This is a genomic window from Geodermatophilus marinus (assembly GCF_003428645.1).
In the GTDB taxonomy this organism is placed as follows: Bacteria; Actinomycetota; Actinomycetes; order Mycobacteriales; family Geodermatophilaceae; genus Geodermatophilus.
Genome location: NZ_QVQH01000009.1, coordinates 112,244 through 137,323 on the forward strand (window position 1 = coordinate 112,244; position 25,080 = coordinate 137,323).

The window sequence follows — 25,080 nt, forward strand, 5'->3', positions numbered from 1 at the left end:
ACCCCCGGGCGACGGGGGTCGTGGGTCTCCGCCGCCTCGCCCCCTCTCATCGGCAGTCCCGGCGGGTCACGGCACGGTCTCGGGCGTGATCGGCGTCGCGTCCCCCGCTTGCCCGCTCCGGCCGGACGGCGGGAGGCTCGGGTTCCCCTGCCCCGGAGCCGACATGCCCACCGCCCGCCGCACCGCCGCGGCCCTGCTCGCCGCCGTGCCGCTCGGGGTGGCGCTGGTGACCGGCTGCACGGCCACCGGCGGGGACGGCGACCCCGCGCCCGCCCCGCCGTCGTGGACGCGCGCCGGCACGATCGACCTCGACACGACCGTCAACGCCGACGTCCGCCCGCACGACCTCGCGGCCGACCCGACCGGCGGTGTCGTCGCCCTCGTCGGCAGCTCCGACCGCAGCTGGCTGGTGCACCTCGGCGACGACGGGTCGACGGTCCGCCGGGAGATCCCCGCGGCCGGCCCCGACGCCGAGGTGGCGGTGACCCCCGACGGCACCGCGGTCGTCGCCGGCATCCGGGACGGCGTGCTCACCGTGCTCACCGTGCCCCCCGGCGACGCCGAGCCGACCCCCACCACCGTCGCGACGGCGGCGACCCGCAGCACGCTCGCCCTCTCCCCCGACGGCGGCACCCTGGTCGCCGCGCTCCCCGCGGAGGCCGGCCCGGCCGAGCTGGTCGCCGTGGACGTCGCGACCGGGCAGGTCGCCGCCCGGACCGCGGCCGACGTCTCCCCCACCCACCTCGTGACCGGCGCCGACGGCCTCACCGCGCTCGCGGTGCGCGACGGGCAGCCGGTGCTGGCCCGGTTCACCGCCGACCTGCGCCCGGCGGGCGACCCCGTCGTCCTCCCCGGGGCGCCGGCGGCCCCGGCCGGGCTGGCCCTGACCGCGGACGGTCGCGCGGTGGCCAGCGTCGCCGGGCCGACCTCCGGCCGGCTGGTCGTCGTCGACGGGGCCGAGGTGACCACGGAGGTGGAACTGAGCGGCACCGAGGACTCCGGGCTCGACCTGGCCGTCGACGCCGACGGCCGGTACGCCTACGTGCCGCTGGCCGCCTACCAGGTGGAGCCCGGCATCGTCACCGTGGACCTGGCGACCGGCGAGCGGATCGGCCGCACCGTGCTGTGCCCCGGCGCCGGCAGCCTCGGCGCGATCGCCGCGTCGGGCGACACGCTGGTCGCCACCGGCGTCTGCCTCGGCAGCGGCCTGACGACGACCGCCTTCCTGCTGCGCTGACCGGGTGCGTCGCGGGGTCAGCCGGTGGCGACGCTGGAGTTCCAGATGTCGATGGCCCACCTCCAGCTGCCGTCCCCCAGCCGCCGGTGGAGGACGACGTACTTCCCGCGGTCGATCGTCTCGTCCCCGGCTCGCAGCTCGTAGCGGCCCTCCTCCACGGCGAGGTCGCCGGACTCCTCGAGCGACACGGTCTCCAAGGTCCCGCCGGTGACCCCCTGGTCGATCGCGCCGCGCCAGAAGTGCTCGATGCCGGCTCCGGTCTGCGGCTCGGCGCCCGGGGGCAGCAGTCGCGCGTCCGGCGTGTAGACCGACGCCATCGCCGCGGCGTCCCCCCTCTCCAGCGCCTGGACGAAGGTGGCGACGGTGGCGTCGACGTCACCGCGGGCCGTGCCGGTGCTCACCGTGTCACTGCGGGTCATGGCGACCTCCCCTGGTCGGTGGCGCCCAGGGTCGGGCGCTGCCGGAGGTCCGGGCAACGTGCTGGGCCGCGGCAACGCGCCGGGCGGCCGGCACCGGCACGCTCCGCGACCGCTGCCTCACGAGGTGGTCCCCGCGCCGGAGGCCGCCGGCGGGCGCGCACCCGTCCCGGGGTCCTCGTGCTCTGCGTGCGGGGGGCACGGGGAGCGGGGAGGCGACGTGCCGGCTCTCGGGCAGGGAGGATCGGGCGTCGTGACGGGGACGACGGCGGGCACGCCGCTGCGCAACTGGGCCGGCAACCACACCTACGCCGCGCGGGTGGTGCACCGGCCGGCCACCCTCGAGCAGGTGCAGGAGCTGGTGGCCGGCGCCGGGCGGATCGGCGTCCTGGGTTCCCGGCACTCGTTCACCGCGATCGCCGACTCCACCGAGCTGCTCAGCCTGGAGCCGCTCGCCGACGGGACCGGCTACCCGGCCGACGTCGTCGTCGACCCCGGCGCCGGCACCGTCTCGCTGGGTGGTGGGGTCACCTACGGGCGGCTGGCCGAGGCGCTGGCACCGCACGGCGTCGCGCTGCACAACCTCGCCTCGCTGCCGCACATCTCCGTCGCGGGCGCGGTCGCCACGGCCACGCACGGCTCCGGCGTCGGCAACGGCAACCTGGCCACCGCGGTGGCCGCGCTGGAGCTGGTCACCTCCGACGGCGCGGTGCGGCACGCCCGGCGCGGGGACGCCGACTTCGACGGCCTGGTCGTCGGTCTCGGGGCGCTCGGCGTGGTCACCCGGCTCACCCTCGACGTCGAGCCCGCCTACGAGGTCCGGCAGCGGGTCTACGAGGGCCTGTCGTGGGAGACGCTGCAGGCCGACCCGGACGCCGTCCTGTCCTGCGGCTACAGCGTCAGCCTGTTCACCACCTGGGGCCGCGACGTCGACCTGCTCTGGGTCAAGTCCCGCACCGACGAGCCCGACCCCGGGGACGGCGAGCTGTTCGGGGCCACCCCCGCCCCCGTCGACCGGCACCCCATCCCCGCGCTCGACCCCGCACCGTGCACCCCGCAGCTCGGCGTGCCCGGCCCCTGGTCGGACCGGCTGCCGCACTTCCGGACGGGCTTCACCCCCAGCGCCGGGGACGAGCTGCAGTCGGAGTACCTCGTGCCGCGCCGGCACGCCGCGGCCGCGCTGGAGGCGGTGCGCCCGCTGGCCCCCCGCATCCGGCCGCTGCTGCAGGTGTGCGAGATCCGCGCGGTGGCCGCCGACCGGCTCTGGCTGAGCACCGCCCACGGCGAGCCGGCGCTGGCGCTGCACTTCACCTGGCGGCCCCGGGAGGACGACGTCCGCGCGCTGCTGGCGGACCTGGAGGCGGCCCTCGAGCCGTTCGGCCCGCGCCCGCACTGGGGCAAGCTGTTCCGCGCCGGCGCCGCCGAGCTCAGCGCCCGCTACCCGCGGCACGCCGACTTCGTCGCCCTCGCCGAGCGGCTCGACCCGCGCGGTGCCTTCCGCAACGACTGGCTGGAGGAGCACGTCCTGGGCTGATCACCCTCGGTCGGGGGCGCCGGCCCCCCTCTTGGCGGTGATCATGGGCTTCCGGCCGGCCGCCGCGGCGTGTCGGCCCGTGTCGCGTGCCAGAACCCCATGATCACCACGGGGGGCCGGAGGTCCGGGGGCCGGGGGCCGGGCTGCGGGTCGGTGCTGCGGGTCGGTGCTGCGGCCCTGCGCCGCCGCCCCTTCCGCCGGGCCCGGCCACCCGCCAGGCTGGGCACGTGCCGGACGCCCCGGCCGTGGACCGCACGGCCCTCGACCGCACGGCCCTGGACGACACGGCCCTGGACGACACGGCCCTGGACGGCATGGCCCTCGCACTGCGCCTTGCGACGGCGGCCTCGTCGGCGGCGACGCCCGAGACCGCCGCCGGCGACGTGCTGGGAGAGCTGTGCGGCCTGCCGGAGGTCGTGGCTGCCGCGCTGGCCACCCGCGAACCGCTCTCCGGCCGGTCCACGGCGCTGGCCTGCTCCGGCTACCCGGCGCCGGTGCTGGCGCACCTCACCGGCCCGGGGTTCCTGGTGGCCGACGTCGGTTACCGCCTGCTGGTCACCGACCCCGGCCGCCGCGCGCGCGGATGGCGGGACGTCGACGGCTACACGGCCACCCCGTCGGTCCGGGAGGTGTTCTCCCCCGCCGGTTACTGCGGCGGCGCGACCGCCCGGCTGGTCACCACCGACGGCCGCTGGACCGGCGACCTGCACGTCAGCACGACCACCGACGGAGCGCCCGGCCCCGACGTCGTCGCGGCGATGCACCACGCGGCCCCCGCGCTGGCGGCCGCGGTGGACGCCACCCGCCGGTTCAGCGCGCTCGCCGCCGCCCTCGCGCCGGACGAGGCGGCGTCCGTGGTCACCCCCGACGGGCGGCTGGTGCCCCTCCCGGGCCGTCCGCCGCTGCTGCCCGACGACCCCGCCCTGCTCGCCGCCGTCGTGAGCCGGCGCGGGGAGGGAGCCTGGTGCTGGCACGGCCCGGCGGGCTGGACCCGCATCCGGCTGGTGGCGGTCGCCGGCGGCATCCTCGTCGTCGGCCGGCCCTGCGACCCGCCGCACGGTCTGTCGGCCCGGGAGCTCGAGGTCCTCACGCTGCTGGCCGAGGGGCTGTCCAACCACGCGCTCGCCCGCCGGCTGGGCATCAGCGAGCGGACCGCCGCCCACCACGTCGAGCACGTGCTGGCCAAGTGCGGAGCCCCCAGCCGCGCCGCGGCAGCGGTACGGGCGGTCCAGGAGGGCTGGCGGCTGCTGCCGGGGCGGTGACTCGACCGGCGGTGACCGGCCGGCCCCGGTGCGCGGGCCGGCCGGTCACCGGCGCCGTCAGGCCCCGGGCACCCCGTCGACGAGCGGGCGCAGCGCGTCCACGACGTCCTTCTGGTGCGGCTGCAGGTCCATGCCGCCGATCGCCGACAGGAAGTCCAGGAACGGGTCCTCGACCTCGGTCCGGACGCCGCTGAGCTGCTCGATCGTGGCCAGTCCGCAGAAGGGCACGTAGGCCGCGCTGTAGCCGCCCTCGTGCACGATCAGCAGCCGGCCGCCGGCCGTCTCGGCCGCCACGTCGCCGATCATCCGGGTCATCTCCCGGTAGGCGCCGGAGTGCAGCATCTGCCGGCCCAGCGGGTCCAGCGCACTGCTGTCGAACCCGGAGGCCACGAACACGAAGTCCGGGGCGAAGCGCCGCAGCGCCGGGAGCACGACCGTCTCCATGGCGTAGAGGTAGCCGCCGACACCCGTGCCCGGGGGCAGTGGGACGTTGATGTTCGCGCCGGCCCCCACCCCCTCCCCGGTCTCCTCGGCGGCGCCGCTCTCGTGCGGGTAGTAGGAGTCCTGGTGCAGGGAGACGGTCAGGACGTCGGCGTCCCCGTAGAACGCCTGCTGGGTGCCGTTGCCGTGGTGGACGTCCCAATCCACGACCGCGATGCGCCGGACGCCGTGCGCCGCCTGCAGGTGGCGGGCGGCGATGGCCACGTTGCCGAACATGCAGAAGCCGCGGCCGCGGTCGCGCTCGGCGTGGTGGCCGGGTGGGCGGGTGAGCGCGTAGGCGTTGTCGACCGTGCGGGTGTGGACCGCCTCGGCCGCGACGATCGCGCCGCCGGCGGCCAGCACGGCGATCTCGTAGCCGCCCGGCCCGAAGGGCACCAGCTCCCCGGCGTCCCCGCCGCCGGAGTCGGACATCGCCTTCATGGCGTGCACGTACGCCTCGTCGTGCACCCGGCAGAGCTCCTCGACCGTGGCCGGGCGGGCGTCGAGCCACTGCAGCTGCTTGGACAGCCCGGAGGCGTCGAGCAGGTTCTTCAGCCGGCGCTTGGTGCGCGGGTTCTCCGCGTGCTCGTCGGGCTCGATCCAGCCGCCGGCGGGGATGAACGCCCCGGCCGAACGCGTGTCCCACCACATGTACCGCTCGTCCCACAGTGCCCCGGTCGCCATCGCCGTCCTCCCTCACGGATGCCTGGTGCCGGTAGGCAACCGCGCGGCGGCGCCCGGGCTCAATGGGCGCTTCTGCCCATCGGCACGGACGTCGGCCCGGCCCTCTCGCGGGTGATCATGGGGATGTGACCGCCCGCCGCGGCGTGTCGGCCCGTGTCGCGTGCCAGAACCCCATGATCACCACGGGGGGCCGGAGGTCCGCGCCGGCGACCCGTAGCGGTGCCGGGGACGGCTCGGCTCGCCGTCCCCGGCAGTCGACCAGCGACCTCACCGGCCCGCACCTGCGTCGTTGCTAGCGTGCTGGGCATGGCTGTCGACCCCCGCGGTGCCGATCTCAAGCGCTACCTCCAGGAGGACCCGGGCGGTCCGGTCGTGATGCTCAACCTGCTGCGGTTCGCCGAGGGCGGCCGGGAGTCCTACGCGCGGTACGCGAAGGCCCTCTCCGAGACGTTCCTGCCGCGCTACGGCGGGGAGGTGCTCTACGCCGGGGACGGCGGTACCCCGCTGGTCGCCGAGCAGGGGCAGGACTGGGACGCCGTGCTGCTGGTCCGCTACCCCTCGCGCGAGGCGTTCAGCCGGATGGTGGCCGACCCCGAGTACCAGCAGGTCACCCACCTGCGCACCGAGGCGCTCACCGAGGCCGTGCTGCAACCGACCCGTTCCTGGTAGGTGCCGCCCGGGGTCGGCCGGCGAGGACCGAACGGGCGGCCGCGGTGAGCGGGGTCAGCGCGGGCGCCACCCCGGGTCGCGGCCGGTGAGCCCGAGCAGCCGGGCCAGCGGCGGGGCGTCGTCGGGCACGGGCACCGGCGGGCCGAACAGGCCGGGCTGCGGGTCGGCGGCGGACTCGGCCGCGAACGGCAGGCACGCCTGCACCGCGGCCGGGTCGGGGTCGTAGGGCTGCCCGGTGGCGACGGCGAGGTCCCAGCCGTGCACCAGCACCTCGTCGAGGGCCACGAGCCCGGCCACCGCGCCGGGCATCTCCACCCCGCCGGCCGCGGTCTGCCCATCCCAGGCCGCGGGGTCGCGCCAGGCCGCCGCCAGCGCGTCGAGCCGCGCGGGGACCTCGTCGCGCCAGTCCGGGGGCAGGGCCGCGGCGTCCGCCCTGGGCCCGCCCTCGGCCGGCCGCTTCCCCGCGGCGAGCCGGAAGGCCACGGCCAGCCCCGCCAGGTGGTCGAGCAGCCCCGCCACGGACGTGCCCGCGCAGGGCGTCGGGCCAGTCAGCTGGTCCTCGCGCACACCGGCCACGACGCGGGCCACGGAGGCCGCCGTCGGGCCGAGGTCGATCGTCGTCTCCACGGCAGGGCAGACCCCCGCCGGCCCGGGAAGTGAGTGCTGACCGACCGTCTTCGTATGATGACGGTCCGCACACAGGGGAGAGCGCAGCACCATGTCCGAGTACCAGCCGGACCCGTGGGCCGACGCGCGCGTGCCCGGGCCGGCCGACGCGCGCGGGCGCTGGGCGACCGGCGTCCGCGGGCGCTGGGCGGCCGACCCCCGGCAGCAGCCCTGGGTCCCCGCACCCCCGCCGGGTGGCGACGCCGTCCCCGGCGACCCGGAGCGGCGCGGCCGGCGCGGGCGCCGCGGGCTGCGGCTGCTCGCCCGCACCCTCGCCGCCGTCCTCGTGCTGCAGGCCCTGGTGGTCCTCGCGCTGCGCTGGGTGGACCCGCCGACGACGGCCTTCATGGCGGCCAACCCGGGCGGCGCCGTCCAGCAGTCCGTCCCGGTCGAGCACGTGTCGCGCAACTTCCTGGCCGCGGTGATCGCCCACGAGGACCAGCCGCTGCCCTACCGCTCCGGCGCCTTCGAGTGGGACCGGCTGGTCGAGCGGGCGCAGGCCCACCTCTCCGGCCAGGAGGACCCGCACGGCTCCACCATCCCGCAGCAGGTGGCCAAGAACCTCTTCCTCACCCAGGGCATGAGCGCCTGGCGCAAGGCGGTCGAGGCCGGGCTGGCCGCGGAGCTGGCCCTCGCGCTCGACGACCGCCGGATGCTCGAGCTCTACGTCAACTACGCCCAGTTCGGGCCCACCCTCTACGGGGTCTGCGCGGCCAGCTGGTACTACTTCGACACCCCGCCGTCCGACCTGCCGGTCGACGACGCGGTGCGGCTGGTCGGCCTGCTCCCCTCGCCCGGGCACGTGCAGCGCGCACCCGGCGGCGGGATGGACTTCGAGGTGGCCGACGGCATGGGCTGGCTGTCCCGCTCACACGTGGTCAACGCCCAGAACCGGGTGCCGCGGCACATCGCGGCGCGCGGTTTCCAGCCGGTCGAGGACGCCGGCATCACGGGGCTGGCCGCCGACCAGCCGGCCGCCGCCGACGACTGCTCGCAGCGGCCGCAGGCGGTCGCCGACCTCATCGCCGCCGAGGGCACCGCCTGACGGCACCGCCCGGGGGTCAGTACCGCTCGCCGCCGGCCGCCGGCGGCGGACCGGCGCAGCGGAACCGGCCGGGTGCGGTCCCGGCGCGGACCTCGGCCAGCAGCCCGCGCAGGAAGTCCTGGTAGGCCGCGGGCAGGTCCAGCGCGCGGGCGGCGGTGACCATCCGCTGCAGGTAGTCCGGCCGCGGCACCTGCTCGACCGGCGCCGGCTCGACGACGACGTAGGTGAGCGCCTCCCCCGCCCCGCTGCCGGCCCGCACCGGCACGACCGCCCGGCGGTACCAGCCGTGCGCCACGCCCTCCTTGGCGTCGAGGAAGGCCAGCGCAGCCTCGTCCACCTCCAGCAGCTCGCCCCAGACCGTGCAGCCGGCGGCCGGGACGACGTCGGCCGCGCCGGCCTGCCAGCGCAGCGACGCGCGGCCGAAGCGCAGCCGGTGGCCGGGCACCGCCGCCGCACCCAGGCTGCGCACGCCGGGCAGGCCCCGCAGCGCCGGGTTGGCCATGTTGCTGCCGTAGGCCAGGTAGCGCCCCGGCGCGCGCACGGTCCTCCGGCCCATCGCCGCACCCCCTCCCCGGTGCCCCTCCTCCCTGCCCCGGCCGGCACGGGGGGACACACCGGCGGGTCAGCCCTGCCCGCGGCGCACCTGGTCCGGCGTGCACCCGAACGCGGTGCGGAAGCCGCGGCCGAAGGTGGCGGTGTCGCCGAACCCCCAGGCGTGCGCGACCGCGGCGACCGTGGCCGCCGTCCCCCGCCGCGCGAGCTCGCGGCGCGCCCCCTCCAGCCGCAGCCGGCGCACGTAGCCGGCCGGGGTGGTGCCGCGGGCGGCGCACAGGGCGTAGAGCGAGCGCTCGGAGACGTAGGCCGCCGCGGCGATCGAGGCCGGGGTGAGATCCGCGTCGCGCAGGTGGGCGGCGACGTGCGCGACCACGCGCGCCCAGGCGGCGTCGTCCGGCGGCGGTGGGGTGAGCGCCCCGGCCAGCAGGTCGACCAGGGCGTCGGCCAGCGACCCGCCGAGCCGCGCGTCGAGGGTGCCGGCGGCGCCCAGCGCCGTCCCCACCAGGCCGGCCAGCAGGGCGGCGGCGGCCGGGTCGAGCAGGCCGTCCGGGACGTCCTCGGGGAGCCGGGACGCCGGGACCAGCAGGGTCCACTTGTGCAGCCGCCCGGGCACGTGGAAGCGCGCCGGCCGGTCCGCCCGCCACACCAGCGCCGCCCCGGCCGGGACGACGACCCGCCTCTCCCCCAGCTGCACCAGCTCGCTGCCCTCGCGGACGAGCAGCACCCCCACCCGGTCGCCGTCGGTGGCGGCGAGCTGGGCGCGGCCGCGGGAGCCCGCGCACGGCCCGCACCGGCAGTCGACGAGGGCGAGGTCGCCGACCCGGTAGCGGGCCAGCTCCACCGGCCCCGGCGCCGGCTCACCCGGGGTGAGCGACCAGGGCAGGTGGGTCTCGCTGACCGCGGCGCGGAAGGCCTCGACCCGCTCGGCGGCCGGTACGTCGGCGGGGCTCCAGCGCTCGGCGACCAGTGGCATGGGGACCTCCCGCCGCGGAGCCAACCCCGCGGGGTGGCGGCGGGCAAGGGGTGCGGGCACCGCCGCACGTCGTGCGGGGATCGCCGCGACCGGCCGGTGCCCGCACGGCGACGGTCGGGGCATGCGAGAGGACATCGAGTTCGCGACCGAGGACGGCGTCACCCTGCGCGGGTGGCACTACCCGGCGGAGGGGGTGGACGGCCCGGCCCCGCTGGTCGTCATGGCCCACGGCTTCTCCGCCGTCAAGGAGATGCACCTGGACGACTTCGCGGCGCGCTTCGCCGCCGGCGGCCTGGGCGTGCTGGTCTACGACAACCGGAACCTCGGTGCCTCGGACGGGACCCCGCGCGGCGAGATCGACCCGTGGCAGCAGGTCCGGGACTACCGGGACGCGATCACCTGGGCGCAGGGGCAGCCGTGGTGCGACGCCGGCCGCATCGGCATCTGGGGGTCGAGCTACAGCGGGGGGCACGTGCTCGTCGTGGCGGCGATCGACCGGCGGGTGCGCTGCGTGGTGTCCCAGGTGCCGCTGGTCAGCGGCCTGGCCAACGCCCGCCGGCTCATCCGCGCGGACGTCTTCGCCGAGCTCCGGCAGATGTTCGACGCCGACCGCGTGGCCCGGTACGCCGGCGGTGACCCGGCGATGATCCAGGTGGCGTGGGAGAAGGAGCCCGACGAGCCCTGCGCGCTGCCCACCGCGGACACCCACGACTTCTTCCTCGGCCCGATCCTGGACCGGGCGCCGTCCTGGCGGAACGAGGTCACGCTGCGCTCGGTGGAGATGTTCGTCGAGTACGAGCCGGGGGCCTACATCGCCGACATCGCCCCGACGCCGCTGATGGTGGTGGTCGCGGCGCAGGACCACCTCACCGTCGCCGACCTGACGCTCGAGTACTTCGAGCGGGCCCGCCACCCCAAGGAGCTGCTGGTGCTGCCGGTCGGCCACTTCGAGGCCTACGTGGACGGGGCGTTCGAGCGGTCCGCGCCGGCGCAGCTGGCCTGGTTCCGGCAGCACCTGGCCTGAGGACGCCGATCCCCCGGCCGGACCCGTCGTCCACAGCCCCGGCGGGCCTGTGGACGACGGCGGCCGAGGTCCGCGCGGGCTGCCACGGTGGCCGCCATGTCGATGCCCGCGCTCACCGCCGTCCCCGTCCGCTCCGGCCTGGCCCTCACCCGCCGCTGGGTCGCCCTGCTCGCACCGCCGGTCTTCGGCGCGCGCAGCCTGTGGCTGACCTGGTTCGGCACCGACGACCGGCAGCTGCCCGTCGTCGTCCCGGTCGACGACCTGCCCGACCTGCCCGAGCCGCCGCTGCTCACCGGGCTGCTCGACCTGCACACCGGCGTCACGGCCGACTCCGCCGGCGGGCCCTGCCTGCTGGCGATGGCGCTCTGCCGCCCGGGCGACCCCGCTCCCACGGCCGACGACGAGCGGTGGGCCACCGCGCTGCGGGAGGTGCTCGACGGCGCGGTGCCCTGGAGCCTGCACCTGGCCGCCGGTGGCCGGGTCCGGCCGCTGGTGGAGGCCGCGCACCTGCCCCCGCTGAGCGGGTGCGCCCTGACCGCGGGGACCTGACGGCGCGGGGACCTCCGCCCCTGGTCCGGCATCCCCCGCGCGGCGAGCGTGAGCCACCCCACACCCGCCACGGAGGTGCCCCGTGTACCTGACCCAGGGCCTGCACCGCGCGGTGCAGCAGCGACCCGACGCGCCCGCGACGATCGACGGCTCGCGCACCCGCACCCACGCGGAGTCGGTGGACCGGATCGCCCGGCTCGCCGGGGCGCTGCGCGGCCTCGGGGTCGAGGACGGCGCCCGGGCGGCGGTGCTGGCCCTGAACTCCGACCGCTACCACGAGTGGCTCGCCGCGACGCTGTGGGCGGGCGGGGTGGTCGTCCCCGTGAACTTCCGCTGGAGCGTCCCGGAGATCGCCGACTCGCTCGACGAGGTCGGCGCCACGGTGCTCGCGGTCGACGACCTGTTCGCGCCGATGGTGCCGGCGCTGCGGCAGACCGTCCCCGGGCTGGCGCACGTCGTCCACCTCGGTGACGGCGCGACCCCCGAGGGCACCCGCCCCGTCGAGGAGCTGCTGGGCGGGTCCGGGCCGGTGGAGGACGCCCGGCGCGGCGGCGAGGACCTGGCCGGTGTCTTCTACACCGGCGGGACGACGGGCCGCTCCAAGGGCGTCATGCTCAGCCATCGCAACCTGCTCACCGCGATCATGGGCGGGCTGGCCATCTCGGAGCCGGTGGAGACCAGCGTGTACCTGCACGCCGCGCCGATGTTCCACCTCGCCGACTTCAGCATGTGGGTGACCGAGGTCGTGGCCGGCGGCACCCACGTCATGATCCCGGCGTTCGACCCGGTCGCGGTGATGCAGGCCGTCCAGGCGCACGGCGTCACCGACCTGCTGCTCGTCCCGACGATGGTCCAGCTCGTCGTGGACCACCCCGCGCTCGACGAGCACGACCTGACCAGCGTGCGGCGCGTGCTCTACGGGGCCTCACCCATGTCCGAGGCGCTGCTCGGCCGGGCGATGAAGGCCCTGCCGAACGCCCGGTTCCTGCAGGCCTACGGGATGACCGAGCTGGCCCCCTCGGCGACCCTGCTGACGCCGACCGACCACGAGCACCCCGTGCACCGCCGCTCCGTGGGCCGGGCCGCCCCGCACACCGAGGTGCGCATCGTCGGACCCGACGACCGGGAGCTGCCGCGCGGCGAGGTCGGGGAGATCGTCGTCAGCGGCGGCAACGTGATGCTCGGCTACTGGCACCGCCCCGAGCAGACCGCCGAGGCGCTGCGCGGCGGCTGGATGCACACCGGGGACGCCGGCTGGATGGACGACGAGGGCTACGTGTACCTCACCGACCGGATCAAGGACATGATCATCTCGGGCGGGGAGAACGTGTACTCGGTGGAGGTGGAGAGCGTGCTGGCCCAACACCCGTCGGTGGCCACCTGCGCGGTGATCGGGGTGCCGGACGAGACGTGGGGCGAGCGCGTGCACGCCGTCGTCGTCCCGGTGCCCGGTGCGACCCCCACGCTGCAGGAGCTGCACGACTTCTGCACCGAGCGGATCGCCGGCTACAAGGTGCCCCGGTCGGTGGAGGTCGTCGACGGGTTGCCCCTGTCGGCGGCCGGCAAGGTGCTCAAGCGCGAGCTGCGCCGGCCCTACTGGGAGGGGCACGAGCGGGCCGTGCACTGAGGCGACCGCCGGCGGCACCGTTCCGCGGCGCGGGCGCGGCGGGCCCCTGGGGTCCCACCCCGGGGCCTACGTCTGTGAGTGCTGTGGCACTCACAGACGTAGGCGACCGGACCCCTCCCACCACCGGCGGCGCACGGCCCCGTGGCTCAGGCCGGCACGCGGACCAGCCCGGCGCCCACCGCGGACGCCGCCGCGGCCGCGCGGTTGCCGACGCCGAGCTTGGTCAGCAGGTGCTCGACGTGGGTGGCCACCGTCCGCTCGGTGACGCCCAGCGCCCGGGCCGCCATCCGGTTGGTCGCCCCGAGCGCCAGCTCGCAGAGCACCTCCAGCTCGCGCACCGACAGGCCGCCGGGCGACGGGGCGGGCCCGTGCTCGACCACCACCCAGCGACCGGCCGGGCGGGCCTCCACGGCCAGCAGCGCCGATCCGCGCAGCACCAGCAGGTGCCGGCCCAGCCGGGACGGCCAGCCGGCCGGGTGCAGCAACCCGGCCAGCGCGCCGGTGAGCAGTTCCGGGCGGGCGGACGGCGACAGCGCGAGCAGCCGCCCGTCGTCCGGCGCCCACGCCAGCACGCCGGCCGCCCCGTCGGAGGACGGCAGCGCCAGCCCGCCGAGCGGGTCGACCAGGCTCACCAGGTCCTCGCGCAGCACCCGCAGCCAGCCGACCGCCTCGTCGTCCACACCCCCGCCGAGGGTGCTGGCGTGCAGGCAACCGACGTACCGGCCGCCGGTGGTGAGGCACAGGCTCACGCCGTCGGTGAACCGCAGCGGCGTGATGACCCGCTCGAACATCGGCCCGCGCCGGCCCGCCGGGGGGATGTCGCGCACCCGGAGCGGGCGGCCGGAGTCGCGGACCGCCGGGAACAGCGGGTCCTCGTGGAAGGCCGACTCCATCGCGGCCAGCGCGTCGTCGACGTAGCCGGTGCTGGCCAGGGTCTCGTGCCGGCCGCGCAGCGGGTCCCAGCGCGCCACCGCGGCCGCGCAGGTCGACAGCGCACCGAGGGCGTCGAGGACGGCGGCGGCCCGGTCGGTCTCCGGCAGGTCGTCGCCGGCGGCCACCGCCTCCGCGGCGTCGCGCACCGCGAGCGCGGCCGCGAGCCGACCGTCGGTGCGGACCCCGCCCATCCGGGCAGCCTGGCACGCCCCCGGCCCCGCCGGAAGCCTCCCGCCGTCCGCAGTTCGACCGATGCGCGGCGCGCGCCGGTGCGGCCAGCATCCCCGGCAACGCGCGGGCACCGGCGCCCGCACCCGAGAGCGAGGGAGCCACCGCTCGTGGACATCTCCGACTACACCCAGCACGACGCCACCGCCCTGGCCGAGCTGGTCCGCAGCGGCCAGGTCTCGGCCCCGGAGGTGCACGCCGCCGCCCGGGCGGCCGTCGCGCAGGTCGACCCGCAGCTGAACGCGCTGGTCGGCGAGCCGTTCGACAAGCCCCTCGACGCCGACCTCAGCGGCCCGTTCGGCGGCGTCCCGTTCGCGATCAAGGACCTCGTGCTGCACGCCGAGGGGATCCCGCAGCGGGCCGGCTCCCGGCTGCTCGGCCCCGGCGTCCCCTACCCGTACGACACCGCGCTGATGGCCCGCTTCCGCGCCGCCGGGCTGGCCGCGATCGGGGTCACCGCCACCCCGGAGTTCGGCTTCAACGCCAGCACCGAGTCGGTCGCCACCGGGCCGACCCGCAACCCCTGGGACACCGCCCGCTCCCCCGGCGGGTCCAGCGGCGGCTCGGCGGCGCTCGTCGCCGCGCGGGCCCTGCCGGTCGCGCACGCCAACGACGGCGGCGGCTCGATCCGCATCCCGGCCGCCGCCTGCGGGCTCGTGGGTCTCAAGCCCAGCCGCGGCCGGGTCACCGTCGCCCCCGACTACAGCGACCCGCTGCTCGGCCTGGGCGTGGAGTTCGCGGTCACCCGCAGCGTCCGGGACGCGGCCGGGCTGCTCGACGCCGTCCACGGCTCCGAGCCCGGCGACCGCTACCTGCTGCCCGCGCCGGCCACCAGCTTCGCCGATGCCGCCCGCCCGCCGGCGGGGCGGCTGCGGGTCGCGGTGTCCACCGCCGCGCCCAACGGCGCGCCGGTCGACGAGGCCTGCCGGGCCGCCGTGGCCGCGGCCGCGCGCGCCCTGGAGGCGGCCGGGCACACCGTCGAGGAGGCCGCGCCCGGGTTCGACGTCGAGGCGTTCGACGCGGCCAACCTCGTAGCCTGGACCAGCTTCCTGGCCGACGGCGCCTACGGGGCCGCCGCCGCGCTCGGCGTCGACCTCGGCCCCGACCTGCTCGAGCACACCACCCTGGCCTGCGCCGAGCACGGCCGGACGCTCTCCGCGCTCGACCTGTACGCCGCCGACCGGGTGTTCAACCAGACCACCCGCACCCTCGCCCGCTTCCTCACCGGCTACGACGTCTGGCTCACGCCGACCACCGCCGCTCCCAACACCGAGATCGGCCACCTGCACGCCGACGACACCTCCCTGGACGCCCGCGGCTGGTACGACAAGATCTTCACCTTCGCGCCGTTCACCGCGTGGTCCAACGTCACCGGCACCCCGGCGGTCTCGGTGCCCGGCCCGGCGTCGCCCGAGGGCTGGCCGGTCGGGGTCCAGGTGGTCGGCCGCTACGCCGGCGAGGAGACGCTGCTCGGCGTCGCCGCCCTGCTCGAGGAGGCGCTGCCCTGGGCCGACCGCCGTCCGGCGGTGGTCGCCGGCTGAGAACGCGGGCCCGACCCCGCGGTGATCATGGGGATTCGTCCCGCGCTCGCGGCGCGCCGGCCCGTGTCGCCGGACATACGCCCATGATCACGAACGCGGCGGCGGACGCGGGGAGCGGGCCGGCGCGCCCCGCTCCGCTGAGCAGGGCGGACGCGCAGACCCCGGGGGCGCACCGCTCCGGGGCGCCGCGGAGGGTCTACCGTCCCGCGGGTGCACGACGGAGGACTGAGGGACACGGGCGGGGTGCGCCCGACGGCCGCGGAGGTCGAGGAGGCGGTCGCGCTGGCCGCCGACCTCGTCGACGCCTGGGGCAGCTGGGGCCCCAACATGACCCCGGACGCCACCCGGGTGGCGTTCATCTCCGACCGCTCCGGCGTCCCGCAGCTCTACATCCAGGACATCGTGCTCGACGGACCGCAGCCGCCGGCCCGGCACGTGCCGCTCTCCGACGACCCGGTGCTCGAGGTCCGGTGGGCGGCCGACAGCCGCTGGCTGGCCTGCGAGGTGGCCACCGACGGCGGGGTGCGGACGGCGGTGTGGGTGGTCCGCCCCGACGGCAGCGAGGCCCGCCGCATCGCCGGTGACGCCGGCGAGCACGCCGAGCTGGGCCCCTGGACCCGCAGCGGGCACCGCTTCGTCGTCACGTTCCCGGGCGCCACGCCGGGCAGCCCGACCACCTCCTACCTGGCCGACCCGGCGACCGGCCGGCTGGACTGGCTGGCCGAGGGCGACCACATCCACGTCCTGGACGTGTCGCTGGAGGAGCGGTTCCTGGTCATCCGGGACGGCGAGCGCGGCCAGCAGTTCGTCGTCGTCGTCGACCGGCTCACCGACGAGGACTTCAGCGCCCTGCCCGCGGGCGCCACCGGCTCCACCGACGTCGCGCTCATCCGCCCCGCCCCCGACGACCACAGCGGGCCGGTGTACGTCTACCTCGCCTCGGACGTCGGCCTGCCCCGGCGCCAGCTCCTCGGCCTGCCGTTCGGCCCCAACGGCTACCGGGGCGAGGCGCGCACACTGGCCGCCCGCGACGACGCGGAGCTGGAGTGGGTGGACGCCGACGACGCCGGCCGGCTGCTGCTGCTGGTGTGGAACGTGGCCGGCTCCAACGAGCTGGAGCTGTTCGACACCGCCACCCGGGAGCGCACGCCGATCCCCGGGCTGCCCGGGCTGGTGGCCTCCGACCCGGTGCTCAGCCGCGACGGCAGCAGCGTGGTGCTGGGCGTGCAGGGCCCGCTGCGCCCGCGTGAGCTGTGGCACCTGGACACCGCCACCCACCACTGGACCCGCGTCACCGCGGCGCCCGACCTGCCCGCCCGGCTGCTCGTCGTCCCGACGCTGGAGACCTTCACCGGGGTCGACGGGCTGCCGCTCACCGGCTGGCTGTACCGGGCGGCGCACACCCCGGGCCCGGCGGTGGTCTACCTGCACGGCGGGCCGGAGGCGCAGGAGCGCCCGATGTTCTCCCCCCAGCACCAGGCGCTGGCCGCCGCCGGGCTGACGGTGTTCGCGCCGAACATCCGCGGCTCGTCGGGCTTCGGGCGGGAGTTCGTGCACGCCGACGACCTCTACCAGCGCTACGCGGCCTTCGACGACGTCTGCTCCGCGGCCCAGCACCTGGTCGACGCCGGCATCGCCGACCGCGGCCGGATCGCGGTCACCGGCCGCTCCTACGGCGGCTACCTCACCCTCGCCATGCTGGCCTTCTTCCCGGGGACCTTCGCCGCGGGCATCGACGTCTGCGGGATGAGCGACCTGATGACGTTCTTCCGCGACAGCGAGCCGTGGATCGCCTCGGTCGCGGTCTCCAAGTACGGCCACCCGGAACGGGACCGCGCGCTGCTCGAGCACATCTCCCCGCTGGCCTCGGCCGACCGGATCGACGTCCCGCTCATGGTGGTGCACGGCGAGCACGACACCAACGTGCCGATCGGCGAGGCCCTCCAGGTCGTGGACGCGCTGCGCGCCCTGGGCCGGCCGGTGGAGTACCTGGAGCTGCCCGGCGAGGGGCACGACTACCGCCGCGCGGACTCCCGGCGGCGGCTGTACGGCCGGATGGTCCGGTTCCTCGCCGAGCACCTGTCCGGGCCGTGCGAGCGGACCGCGGAGCCGGCCGCGTGAGCGGCGGGGCGGGCGGGGACGCCTACGACCTCGACCGGTTCCTCCGCGCCCAGGACGGCGGGGTGCACGAGCAGGCGGTCGCGGAGCTGCGCGCCGGCGCCAAGCGCGGCCACTGGATGTGGTTCGTCTTCCCGCAGGTCGCGGGGCTGGGGCGCAGTGCCACCGCACAGCACTTCGCGATCAGCGGCCTGGACGAGGCGCGGGCCTACCTGGCCCACCCCGTGCTCGGCCCGCGGCTGGAGGAGGCCGCGCGGGCGCTGCTCGCCGTCCGCGGGCGCACCGCCGAGCAGGTGCTGGGGCCGGTCGACGCGCTCAAGCTGCGCTCGTCGATGACGCTGTTCGCCGCGGCCGGCCCCGGGCGGGCCGTCTTCGGCGAGGTGCTCGACCGCTTCTACGCCGGGGAGCCCGACACCGCCACCACGGCGCGGATCCGACTGTGAGCCGCGGCACCCCCTGCCGCGCATGCGGTCGGGGCGCCCCGGGCAGAGTGGGGGCATGGGCGAGGACAACTCCGGGTCGGGCTACGTCACCGGCGGCGACTACGAGCGGGACCAGAGCTACCTGACCGACCGCATCACCGCGGACGGGTCGGGGAACTGGCCCGTGGAGGCCGGGCGCTACCGGCTGGTCGTGGCCCGCGCCTGCCCGTGGGCCAACCGGGCCGTGGTGGTGCGCCGGCTGCTCGGGCTGGAGGACGCGCTCTCCATGGGCCTGTGCGGCCCGACCCACGACGAGCGCAGCTGGACCTTCGACCTCGACCCCGGCGGCCGGGACCCGGTGCTGGGCTACGAGCGGCTGCAGGAGGCCTTCCTCGCCCGCGACCCCGGCTACCCCAAGGGCATCACGGTGCCGACGGTCGTCGACGTCCCCTCGGGGCAGGCGGTCACCAACGACTTCGCGCAGATGACCCTCGACTTCTCCACCGAGTGGACGGCCTTCCACCGCGACGGCGCCCCCGACCTCTACCCCGAGGAACTGCGCGACGAGATGGACGACGTCATGCAGCGGGTCTACACCGAGGTCAACAACGGCGTGTACCGGTGCGGGTTCGCCGGCTCCCAGGAGGCCTACGACCGAGCCTTCGACCGGCTGTTCACCGCCCTGGACTGGCTGTCGGAGCGCCTGGCCGACCGGCGGTACCTGATGGGCGAGACGATCACCGAGGCCGACGTCCGGCTGTTCACGACCCTGGCCCGCTTCGACGCCGTCTACCACGGCCACTTCAAGTGCAACCGGCAGAAGCTGACCGAGATGCCGGTGCTGTGGGCCTACGCCCGCGACCTGTTCCAGACCCCCGGGTTCGGCGACACCATCGACTTCCCGCAGATCAAGGAGCACTACTACGTCGTCCACGCCGACATCAACCCGACGCAGGTCGTGCCGCAGGGTCCGGACACCTCGGTGTGGCTGACCCCGCACGGCCGCGAGGAGCTCGGCGGGTCCCCGTTCGGCGACGGCACCCCGCCCGGGCCGCCGCCGGAGGACGAGCGGGTGCCGGCCGGCTCCGGCCCCGGCGGGGTCGAGCACCGCTGAGCCGCACCCGACCGGCGCTCGCCGCCGCGGCGACCGCCCTGCTGCTGCCCGCCTGCTCCTCCGACGGCGCCCCCGACCCCGGGCCCGGCACCGCCTCGCGCAGCGTGGTCCTGGTCGTCGGGGACGGGATGGGTCCCGCGCACCGGGAGGCGGCCCGGCTGGCCCTGGCCGGCACCGACGGCGAGCTGGCCATGGGCTCGCTGCCCGTGGCCGGGCTGCAGACCACGATCCCGGCCGACCCCTCCTCGACGGTCACCGACTCGGCGGCCGCCGCCACCGCCTGGGCCACCGGGGAGAAGACCGCCAACGGCTCGCTCGCCGTCGGCCCCGACGGCGAGCGGTTGACCCCGCTCGGCCGGGAGGCGGCGGAGGCCGGGCTGGCCACCGGCCTGGTCACCACGTCGGCGGTCACCGACGCCACCCCGGCGGCGTTCTTCAGCTCCGTGGCCGACCGGGAGGACCAGGACGACGTCGCCGAGCAGTACCTGACCGCGGCCGGCCCGTCGGTCGTCCTCGGCGGCGGCGCCGGCGTCTGGGACGACGGCCTGCTCGACCGCGCCCGCGCCGACGGCGCCACGGCGGTCACCGACGCCGACCGGCTGGCCTCCGCCGAGGGCGACCGGCTGCTCGGGCTGTTCGCCGAGGGGCCGCTGCACGCAGCGCCGGACCCGGAGGTGTCGCTGGCCGAGCTGACCCGCGTGGCCCTGGACCGGCTCTCCGCCGACCCGGACGGCTTCTTCCTCGTCGTGGAGGAGGAGCAGGTGGACGAGGCGGGGCACGCCAACGACGACGACGCGCTGCTGACGGCCATGGCGTCCCTCGACGAGGCGGTGGAGGTCGCGCGGGAGCACGCCGAGGACCACCCGGGCACGCTGCTGGTCGTCACCGGCGACCACGAGACCGGTGGCCTGGCCGTGGAGGACGCCGACCCCGGTGCGGACGACGCGATCCCGGTCGCCGGCGACGACGACCGGGCCGTCGACCTCGACTGGAGCACCGAGTCGCACACCGCGGCGCCGACCCCCGTCACCGCCACCGGCCCCGGCAGCGAGCAGCTGTCCGGCACGTACCCGAACACCCACCTGCACGAGGTCATGCGGGAGGTCCTGCTCGGTTGAGCCCGGCCAGGGGCACCGCTCCCCGGGGGTGGTCACGACCTCGTCGGGGAACCGTCACGCGGCCGCCACCGCCGCAGGCCGGCGCAGGGGTATGCAGGGTAAGCCCGTGGACGAGGAGGTCCTCCGTGCGCCGCACCCTCTCCGCCGTCTCCGCCCTGCTGCTCGCGCTGGGCGTGACCGCAGCGCTCGCCCCGGCCGCCGCCGCGACGACCTGCCCGGTCGTCCACTGGGGCTCGCTGCCGGAGGTGACCGGCGACCTGGCGGCCGAGCCGGTCGCCGACGTCCGCACCGGCCGGCACCCGTGCTTCGACCGGGTGGTGTTCGACATCGGCGGGCCCGGGCCGCACGCCTGGGACGTGCGCTACGTCGACGTCGTGCACCAGGCGGGCTCGGGCTTCCCGCACCCGGTGGCCGGCGGGGCCGTGCTGTCGGTGCGGCTCGGGCACCCGGTGCACGACTGGTCGGCCGGCGGCCTGCTGGTGTTCGACGAGCCGGTCGGCCCGGTCGCCGACGTCCGCGGCTACGACACGCTGCGCGCCGTCGACCACGTCGGGTCGTTCGAGGGCCAGACGCAGTTCGCCGTCGGTGTCCGCGCCCGGCTGCCGATGCGGGTCTTCGCCCTCGACGGCCCCGGCGCGGCGTCGCGGATCGTCCTCGACGTGGCCCACCGCTGGCACGCCTGGTGAGATCGCCGGGCCGCGCCGGGCGCCACCGTCGCCGGGCGCCGCTCAGACGATGCGGATCCGCAGCCGGCGGAACCCGCGGCCCTTGTTCTCCATCTTGGTGACCTCCACCCGGCCGACCATCGACGTCGACGCCACGTGGGTGCCGCCGTCCGCCTGGGTGTCGAGGCCGACGATGTCGACGATCCGCACCACCTCGATGTCGGGCGGCAGCAGGTTGGTCGCCGTCCGGATGATGTCGGGGATCGCGAACGCCTCCTCCCGCGGCAGGTTCGCGACCTCGATGCGGCGGTCGGCGGCGATCTCGGCGTTCACCGCCTCGGCGACCCGCTCCGTGAAGTCGGCCGGCACCTCGGCCAGGTCGAAGTCCATGCGGGCGGTCAGCGGCTCCATCCCGCCCCCGGTGACCAGCGCCCCGAAGTCGCGGAAGACCACCCCGGTGAGCACGTGCAGCCCGGAGTGGGTGCGCATGAGCGCGGTGCGCCGCTCGTCGTCGAGCGCCCCGCGGACCGCCGTGCCCGGCGGCGGCACGGGATCCCCCTCGACCGGGACCAGGTACAGCTCGTCGCCCTTCCGGGTGCCGGCGATCCGGGTGCGGACGCCGCCCCACAGCAGCACCCCCTCGTCCGGCGGCTGGCCGCCCCCACCCGGGTAGAAGGCGCTGCGGTCGAGCACGATCCCCTGCTCCGGGTCGGCGGCGACCACGGTCGCGTCCCACTCCCGCAGGGTGGCGTCGGCGAGGTCGAGGCGGTGGGTGTGGCCGTGCCGGTCGCTGTCGTGGATCACGCCGGGCATGCTGCCCCGCCTCCCGGGGGAACACCACACCGCGCACGAGGCCTTCGGCTACCTGGCCGAGCGGTACGGCCTCCGGCAGATCGGCATCGCCGGGGTGGACCCGGGCGTGGAGCCGACGCCGGCGCGGCTGCGGGAGGCGGTCGGCGTCGTCCGGGAGGCCGGCGTCCGCACCGTGTTCTTCGAGACCGCCACGGCACCGGCGGTGGCCCGCACCCTCGCCGAGGAGACCGGCGCCGGCACCGACGTGCTGCACCCCGTCGAGCAGGTCGCCGCGGGCGAGGACTACCTCGGGCTGATGCGGGAGAACCTCGACGCCCTGCGCCGCGGGCTGGCCTGCGGCTGAGCCGGGCGCCGGGGGATTGCCCGGCGCCCCGCGGCCGAGGACCCTGTGCCCCGCGGCGGACGCCGCGGGGGCGCCGCCGCGGCTCGAGAGGAGTGGTGGCATGTACGCCCGCTCGAACACCATCCAGGGGGACCCAGCGTCGGTGGACGCCGGGATCGCCTACGTCCGCGACGAGGTGATGCCCCTGCTGACGGGGATGGAGGGCTGCATCGGCCTGTCGATGCTCGCCGACCGGGAGACCGGCCGGTGCATCGTCACCTCCGCCTGGCGCGACGAGGCGGCGATGCACGCCAGCGCCGAGGGCGTCCGCGAGTCGCGCCGGCGCGCGGCCGAGGTCTTCGGCGGCACCCCCGAGGTGCGGGAGTGGGAGATCGCGATGCTGCACCGGGCGCACGAGGCCCCCGAGGGCGCGTGCACGCGGGTGACCTGGACCCGCTTCGAGCCGGAGCGCGCCGACGAGATCCTCGACGTGACGCGGACGGCGGTGCTGCCGCGCCTGGAGGAGTACCCCGGCTTCCGCAGCGCCAGCACCCTGGTCAGCCGCGGCGAGGGCATGGGGGTGACGACGGTGACCTTCATCGACCGGGCCGCGATGGAGGCCACCCGCGAGCAGGCGCGGGCCATACGGGACGACCTGGCGACGAAGCTGCACATGGCGGTCACCGACGTCGGCGAGTTCGAGCTGGTCCTCGCGCACCTCCGGGTGCCGGAGACCGTCTGAACCGGCGTCCCGGGGGCGACCGGCGGGCCGCCCCCGGGCTCACACCACCCGGGTGAGCGCGGGCCAGAGGTCGTCGGGGCCGCCGGTCAGCAGCGCGACGCCGAGGACCTCGGCCCAGGTGCGCTCGTTGCCGCCCTCGTCGCGCCAGGACCACAGCCGGCGGGTGAGGTGGTGCAGCCGGTGCTCCTGGGTGAAGCCGATCGCGCCGTGCACCTGGTGGGCCAGCGCGGCGACGGTGGAGGCGGCGGCGCCGGCGCGCACCTTGGCGGCGGCGGCGGCCGCCACCGGGTCGGCGCCGCGGTCGAGCGCCTGCACGGCGGCGTCGACCAGGGCCGCGGTGGCGGTGACCTCCCCGGCCATGACCGCGGCGTGGGTCTGGATGGCCTGGAACTTCCCGAGCGGGCGGCCGAACTGCTGCCGCTCGCCGGCGTAGGTCACCGTCCAGGCCAGCACCTGCTCGGCGGCGGCGGAGATCTGCACCGCCCGGGCCAGCGCCAGCCGCGCCCGCACCTGCGCGGCCGCCGCCGGGGGCAGCAGCGCCGCGGCCGCCGGGGTCCCGCCCAGCACCAACGAGCCGCGCGGCTCCCCGGCCAGGTTGCGGGCCTCGGTGGTGGCCAGCCCGGAGGTGTCGACCAGGGCCAGCACCTCGCCCTCGATGCCGGCCGGCGCGGCGGCCAGCACCGCGACGTGCCGGGCCACCCCGGCCCAGGGCACCTCGGCGGCGGTGCCGGTCAGCGTCCAGCGGCCCGGGCCGTCGCCGTCGTCGACCGGCTCGGCGTGCACCACCCCGCCGGTGGCCACCGTCAGCGGCTCGGCCGGGTCGGGCAGCTCCAGCCCGGCGGCCAGCAGCGCGGGGGCGGCCACCAGGAGGTGCTCGGCCACCGGCACCGCGGCCGCCCCGGCGGCCAGGGTCGCGGTGATCGCCACCGCGTCCCCGGTCTCGCCCCCGGAGCCGCCGGCCTCCTCCGGGACGCCCACCCCGGTCAGCCCGGCGGCGGCCAGGTCCGCCCACAGCGGGGCGTCCCAGGCGGTCCCGGCGTCGAGCACGAACGGCTCGTGCGCGCCCAGGATGTCGCGGACGGTCTCGACGACCAGGTCCCGGTCACTCGCCGTCGTCGTCACCGCAGCCCCAGCCCGCGCGCCACGATCCCCTTGAGGATCTCGTTGGTCCCACCCCGCAGCGTGTACCCGGGCGCGTGCAGCTGCGCCTCGGCCAGCGCCCGCCCCAGCGGGTCCGGGCTGTCCAGCGACGCCGGCACGTCCACCACCCCGCGGATCTCGGCGACCACGTCCGCCTCGAACGTGGTGCCGACGTCCTTGACCAGCGCCGCCGGCACGTCGGGCAGCTCGCCCCGGTCCAGCGCCGCGGCGATCCGCAGCGACAGCTGCCGCAGCGCCAGCAACCGCGCCGAGAGCCGGCCCAGGCAGGCCAGCGCGGCGGCGTCCCCCGCGTCGGCGACCCGCCGGGCGAACTCGGCCAGCAGCGGGTAGGTCGACAGGAACCGCTCCGGACCGGACCGCTCGAAGGCCAGTTCCGCGGTCACCTGGTGCCAGCCGGCGCCCTCCTCCCCCAGCAGCATGTCGCCCGGGACCAGCACGTCGTCGAAGACCACCTCGTTGAAGTGGTGCCCGCCGTCGAGGATGCGGATCGGGTTGATGGCGATCCCCGGGCTGGACAGGTCGACCAGCAGCTGCGAGAGCCCCTGGTGCCGGCCCCGCGGCCCCTCCCCCGGCGGGCCGGTGCGCACGAGCACGATCGCGTAGTGGCTGTGGTGGGCGTTGCTCGTCCACACCTTCGCCCCGTTGACCACCCAGTCCCCGCCGTCGGTGCGGGTCGCCTTCGTGCGGATGCTGGCCAGGTCCGAGCCCGAGTCCGGCTCGGACATGCCGATCACGAAGAAGCACTCCCCGGCCGCGATCCGCGGCAGGATCGCCCGCCGCTGCTCCTCGGTCCCGTAGCGGAGCAGGTTGGGCCCCGACTGCCGGTCGGCGATCCAGTGCGCCGCCACCGGGGCGCCGGCGGCCAGCAACTCCTCGGTCACCGCGTACCGCTCCATCGCGGTGCGCTCGTGCCCGCCGTACTCCTCCGGCCAGGTCATCCCCAGCCAGCCCCGCTCCCCCAGCCTCCGGGAGAACGCCGGGTCGACCCCCGACAACCACGTGTCCACGTGCGTGGTGAAGGTGCCGGCGTCCCGCTCGGCCGCCAGGAACTCCCGCACCTCCGCCCGCACGTTCTCCGCCGCCTCCGAGGACGGGGCGGGGGCCAGGGTGAGCGAGCTGGTCATGCGTGCGACTCCCCAGGTGCGACCGGTGCCTCCAGCGTCGTTTGTACAGGGCCCCGGG

At 76.8% G+C, this 25,080-nt stretch carries 25 protein-coding genes; 16 read left to right on the forward strand and 9 right to left on the reverse strand.

The features are described 5' to 3' along the window. Positions 1 to 163 precede the first annotated feature (163 nt). Positions 164 to 1,237 (forward strand): hypothetical protein, encoded by a 1,074-nt coding sequence (locus D0Z06_RS12390; protein ID WP_117377738.1) that lies wholly within the window; start codon positions 164 to 166, stop codon positions 1,235 to 1,237. 17 nt (positions 1,238 to 1,254) lie between these two features. Here the strand turns inward: D0Z06_RS12390 and D0Z06_RS12395 are convergent, their stop codons facing one another. After that, positions 1,255 to 1,656, reverse strand: a complete 402-nt coding sequence (locus D0Z06_RS12395; protein WP_117377740.1) for a YybH family protein — start codon at positions 1,654 to 1,656, stop codon at positions 1,255 to 1,257. A 250-nt stretch (positions 1,657 to 1,906) separates the two neighbouring features. Between D0Z06_RS12395 and D0Z06_RS12400 the strand changes: the two genes are divergently transcribed. Then, the gene (locus tag D0Z06_RS12400; protein WP_233517632.1) at positions 1,907 to 3,187 is read left to right on the forward strand and encodes a D-arabinono-1,4-lactone oxidase; all 1,281 of its coding nucleotides are present in this window, start codon (positions 1,907 to 1,909) and stop codon (positions 3,185 to 3,187) included. A gap of 227 nt (positions 3,188 to 3,414) precedes the next feature. Next, entirely contained in the window at positions 3,415 to 4,449 is a 1,035-nt protein-coding gene (locus D0Z06_RS12405; RefSeq protein ID WP_147332042.1) for a helix-turn-helix domain-containing protein, read from the forward strand. A 57-nt stretch (positions 4,450 to 4,506) separates the two neighbouring features. Here D0Z06_RS12405 and D0Z06_RS12410 read toward each other — a convergent pair whose 3' ends face one another. Further along, positions 4,507 to 5,613: a class II histone deacetylase gene (locus tag D0Z06_RS12410; protein WP_117377743.1), complete on the reverse strand. Its 1,107-nt coding sequence runs from the start codon at positions 5,611 to 5,613 to the stop codon at positions 4,507 to 4,509. Between the two features lie 306 nt (positions 5,614 to 5,919). On the opposite strand from D0Z06_RS12410, the gene D0Z06_RS12415 reads away from it, so the two are divergent. After that, a complete protein-coding gene (locus D0Z06_RS12415) occupies positions 5,920 to 6,282 on the forward strand; it encodes a DUF1330 domain-containing protein (protein WP_117377811.1) in 363 nt (120 codons plus the stop codon). Positions 6,283 to 6,336: 54 nt separating this feature from the next. On the opposite strand, the gene D0Z06_RS12420 is transcribed toward D0Z06_RS12415, so the two are convergent. Next, positions 6,337 to 6,909 (reverse strand): TIGR03086 family metal-binding protein, encoded by a 573-nt coding sequence (locus tag D0Z06_RS12420; protein WP_117377744.1) that lies wholly within the window; start codon positions 6,907 to 6,909, stop codon positions 6,337 to 6,339. A gap of 91 nt (positions 6,910 to 7,000) precedes the next feature. On the opposite strand from D0Z06_RS12420, the gene D0Z06_RS12425 reads away from it, so the two are divergent. After that, on the forward strand, positions 7,001 to 7,993 hold the full coding sequence (locus D0Z06_RS12425; RefSeq protein ID WP_233517633.1) for a transglycosylase domain-containing protein: 993 nt from the start codon (positions 7,001 to 7,003) through the stop codon (positions 7,991 to 7,993). A 16-nt stretch (positions 7,994 to 8,009) separates the two neighbouring features. Here D0Z06_RS12425 and D0Z06_RS12430 read toward each other — a convergent pair whose 3' ends face one another. Next, a complete protein-coding gene (locus tag D0Z06_RS12430) occupies positions 8,010 to 8,549 on the reverse strand; it encodes a gamma-glutamylcyclotransferase family protein (protein ID WP_117377745.1) in 540 nt (179 codons plus the stop codon). 66 nt (positions 8,550 to 8,615) lie between these two features. Next, positions 8,616 to 9,521 carry a helix-turn-helix domain-containing protein gene (locus D0Z06_RS12435; protein ID WP_158579971.1) on the reverse strand — a complete coding sequence of 302 codons (906 nt, stop codon included), beginning with the start codon at positions 9,519 to 9,521 and terminating at the stop codon, positions 8,616 to 8,618. A gap of 121 nt (positions 9,522 to 9,642) precedes the next feature. Here D0Z06_RS12435 and D0Z06_RS12440 point away from each other — a divergent pair, with 121 nt between their 5' ends. From D0Z06_RS12440 to D0Z06_RS12450, 3 genes are all read left to right on the forward strand, one after another. Further along, a complete protein-coding gene (locus tag D0Z06_RS12440; RefSeq protein ID WP_117377747.1) occupies positions 9,643 to 10,545 on the forward strand; it encodes an alpha/beta hydrolase in 903 nt (300 codons plus the stop codon). Positions 10,546 to 10,641: 96 nt separating this feature from the next. Continuing rightward, on the forward strand, positions 10,642 to 11,094 hold the full coding sequence (locus D0Z06_RS12445) for a hypothetical protein (RefSeq protein ID WP_117377813.1): 453 nt from the start codon (positions 10,642 to 10,644) through the stop codon (positions 11,092 to 11,094). An 82-nt stretch (positions 11,095 to 11,176) separates the two neighbouring features. Further along, positions 11,177 to 12,721 carry an acyl-CoA synthetase gene (locus D0Z06_RS12450; protein WP_117377748.1) on the forward strand — a complete coding sequence of 515 codons (1,545 nt, stop codon included), beginning with the start codon at positions 11,177 to 11,179 and terminating at the stop codon, positions 12,719 to 12,721. A gap of 146 nt (positions 12,722 to 12,867) precedes the next feature. On the opposite strand, the gene D0Z06_RS25815 is transcribed toward D0Z06_RS12450, so the two are convergent. Next, positions 12,868 to 13,845 (reverse strand): helix-turn-helix transcriptional regulator, encoded by a 978-nt coding sequence (locus tag D0Z06_RS25815; protein WP_199522282.1) that lies wholly within the window; start codon positions 13,843 to 13,845, stop codon positions 12,868 to 12,870. Positions 13,846 to 13,992: 147 nt separating this feature from the next. On the opposite strand from D0Z06_RS25815, the gene D0Z06_RS12460 reads away from it, so the two are divergent. From D0Z06_RS12460 to D0Z06_RS12485, 6 genes are all read left to right on the forward strand, one after another. Next, positions 13,993 to 15,423, forward strand: coding sequence for an amidase (locus D0Z06_RS12460; protein ID WP_117377749.1), 1,431 nt, complete (start codon positions 13,993 to 13,995; stop codon positions 15,421 to 15,423). A gap of 210 nt (positions 15,424 to 15,633) precedes the next feature. Continuing rightward, positions 15,634 to 17,544, forward strand: a complete 1,911-nt coding sequence (locus D0Z06_RS12465) for a S9 family peptidase (RefSeq protein ID WP_233517634.1) — start codon at positions 15,634 to 15,636, stop codon at positions 17,542 to 17,544. Next, positions 17,541 to 17,984, forward strand: a complete 444-nt coding sequence (locus D0Z06_RS12470; protein WP_117377751.1) for a DUF1810 domain-containing protein — start codon at positions 17,541 to 17,543, stop codon at positions 17,982 to 17,984. Before D0Z06_RS12465 ends, D0Z06_RS12470 begins: the two co-directional genes overlap by 4 nt. Before the next feature lie 55 nt (positions 17,985 to 18,039). Further along, on the forward strand, positions 18,040 to 19,077 hold the full coding sequence (locus D0Z06_RS12475; RefSeq protein WP_117377752.1) for a glutathione S-transferase family protein: 1,038 nt from the start codon (positions 18,040 to 18,042) through the stop codon (positions 19,075 to 19,077). Between the two features lie 104 nt (positions 19,078 to 19,181). Beyond that, positions 19,182 to 20,195: an alkaline phosphatase gene (locus tag D0Z06_RS12480; RefSeq protein ID WP_233517635.1), complete on the forward strand. Its 1,014-nt coding sequence runs from the start codon at positions 19,182 to 19,184 to the stop codon at positions 20,193 to 20,195. A gap of 125 nt (positions 20,196 to 20,320) precedes the next feature. Next, positions 20,321 to 20,881, forward strand: coding sequence for an AMIN-like domain-containing (lipo)protein (locus D0Z06_RS12485; RefSeq protein WP_117377753.1), 561 nt, complete (start codon positions 20,321 to 20,323; stop codon positions 20,879 to 20,881). Positions 20,882 to 20,923: 42 nt separating this feature from the next. On the opposite strand, the gene D0Z06_RS12490 is transcribed toward D0Z06_RS12485, so the two are convergent. Continuing rightward, positions 20,924 to 21,664: an alanyl-tRNA editing protein gene (locus D0Z06_RS12490; RefSeq protein ID WP_199522283.1), complete on the reverse strand. Its 741-nt coding sequence runs from the start codon at positions 21,662 to 21,664 to the stop codon at positions 20,924 to 20,926. A gap of 7 nt (positions 21,665 to 21,671) precedes the next feature. On the opposite strand from D0Z06_RS12490, the gene D0Z06_RS12495 reads away from it, so the two are divergent. After that, complete coding sequence (locus D0Z06_RS12495; RefSeq protein ID WP_117377816.1) at positions 21,672 to 22,016, forward strand: metal ABC transporter solute-binding protein, Zn/Mn family; 345 nt, start codon at positions 21,672 to 21,674, stop codon at positions 22,014 to 22,016. Between the two features lie 100 nt (positions 22,017 to 22,116). Then, entirely contained in the window at positions 22,117 to 22,737 is a 621-nt protein-coding gene (locus D0Z06_RS12500; protein WP_117377755.1) for an antibiotic biosynthesis monooxygenase, read from the forward strand. A 39-nt stretch (positions 22,738 to 22,776) separates the two neighbouring features. On the opposite strand, the gene D0Z06_RS12505 is transcribed toward D0Z06_RS12500, so the two are convergent. Both D0Z06_RS12505 and D0Z06_RS12510 read right to left on the reverse strand, forming a co-directional pair. After that, the gene (locus D0Z06_RS12505; RefSeq protein ID WP_117377756.1) at positions 22,777 to 23,859 is read right to left on the reverse strand and encodes an acyl-CoA dehydrogenase family protein; all 1,083 of its coding nucleotides are present in this window, start codon (positions 23,857 to 23,859) and stop codon (positions 22,777 to 22,779) included. Beyond that, a complete protein-coding gene (locus tag D0Z06_RS12510; protein WP_117377757.1) occupies positions 23,856 to 25,022 on the reverse strand; it encodes an acyl-CoA dehydrogenase family protein in 1,167 nt (388 codons plus the stop codon). The genes D0Z06_RS12505 and D0Z06_RS12510 overlap by 4 nt, the downstream gene beginning before the upstream one ends. Positions 25,023 to 25,080 lie beyond the last annotated feature (58 nt).

Bases quoted from the DNA above. Each gene is read 5' to 3' on its own strand.
- D0Z06_RS12390 (WP_117377738.1), top strand. From the start codon at position 164: ATGCCCACCGCCCGCCGCACCGCCGCGGCCCTGCTCGCCGCCGTGCCG.
- D0Z06_RS12395 (WP_117377740.1), bottom strand. From the start codon at position 1,656: ATGACCCGCAGTGACACGGTGAGCACCGGCACGGCCCGCGGTGACGTC.
- D0Z06_RS12410 (WP_117377743.1), bottom strand. From the start codon at position 5,613: ATGGCGACCGGGGCACTGTGGGACGAGCGGTACATGTGGTGGGACACG.
- D0Z06_RS12415 (WP_117377811.1), top strand. From the start codon at position 5,920: ATGGCTGTCGACCCCCGCGGTGCCGATCTCAAGCGCTACCTCCAGGAG.
- D0Z06_RS12425 (WP_233517633.1), top strand. From the start codon at position 7,001: ATGTCCGAGTACCAGCCGGACCCGTGGGCCGACGCGCGCGTGCCCGGG.
- D0Z06_RS12430 (WP_117377745.1), bottom strand. From the start codon at position 8,549: ATGGGCCGGAGGACCGTGCGCGCGCCGGGGCGCTACCTGGCCTACGGC.
- D0Z06_RS12435 (WP_158579971.1), bottom strand. From the start codon at position 9,521: ATGCCACTGGTCGCCGAGCGCTGGAGCCCCGCCGACGTACCGGCCGCC.
- D0Z06_RS12440 (WP_117377747.1), top strand. From the start codon at position 9,643: ATGCGAGAGGACATCGAGTTCGCGACCGAGGACGGCGTCACCCTGCGC.
- D0Z06_RS12445 (WP_117377813.1), top strand. From the start codon at position 10,642: ATGTCGATGCCCGCGCTCACCGCCGTCCCCGTCCGCTCCGGCCTGGCC.
- D0Z06_RS25815 (WP_199522282.1), bottom strand. From the start codon at position 13,845: ATGGGCGGGGTCCGCACCGACGGTCGGCTCGCGGCCGCGCTCGCGGTG.
- D0Z06_RS12475 (WP_117377752.1), top strand. From the start codon at position 18,040: ATGGGCGAGGACAACTCCGGGTCGGGCTACGTCACCGGCGGCGACTAC.
- D0Z06_RS12495 (WP_117377816.1), top strand. From the start codon at position 21,672: ATGCTGCCCCGCCTCCCGGGGGAACACCACACCGCGCACGAGGCCTTC.
- D0Z06_RS12500 (WP_117377755.1), top strand. From the start codon at position 22,117: ATGTACGCCCGCTCGAACACCATCCAGGGGGACCCAGCGTCGGTGGAC.
- D0Z06_RS12510 (WP_117377757.1), bottom strand. From the start codon at position 25,022: ATGACCAGCTCGCTCACCCTGGCCCCCGCCCCGTCCTCGGAGGCGGCG.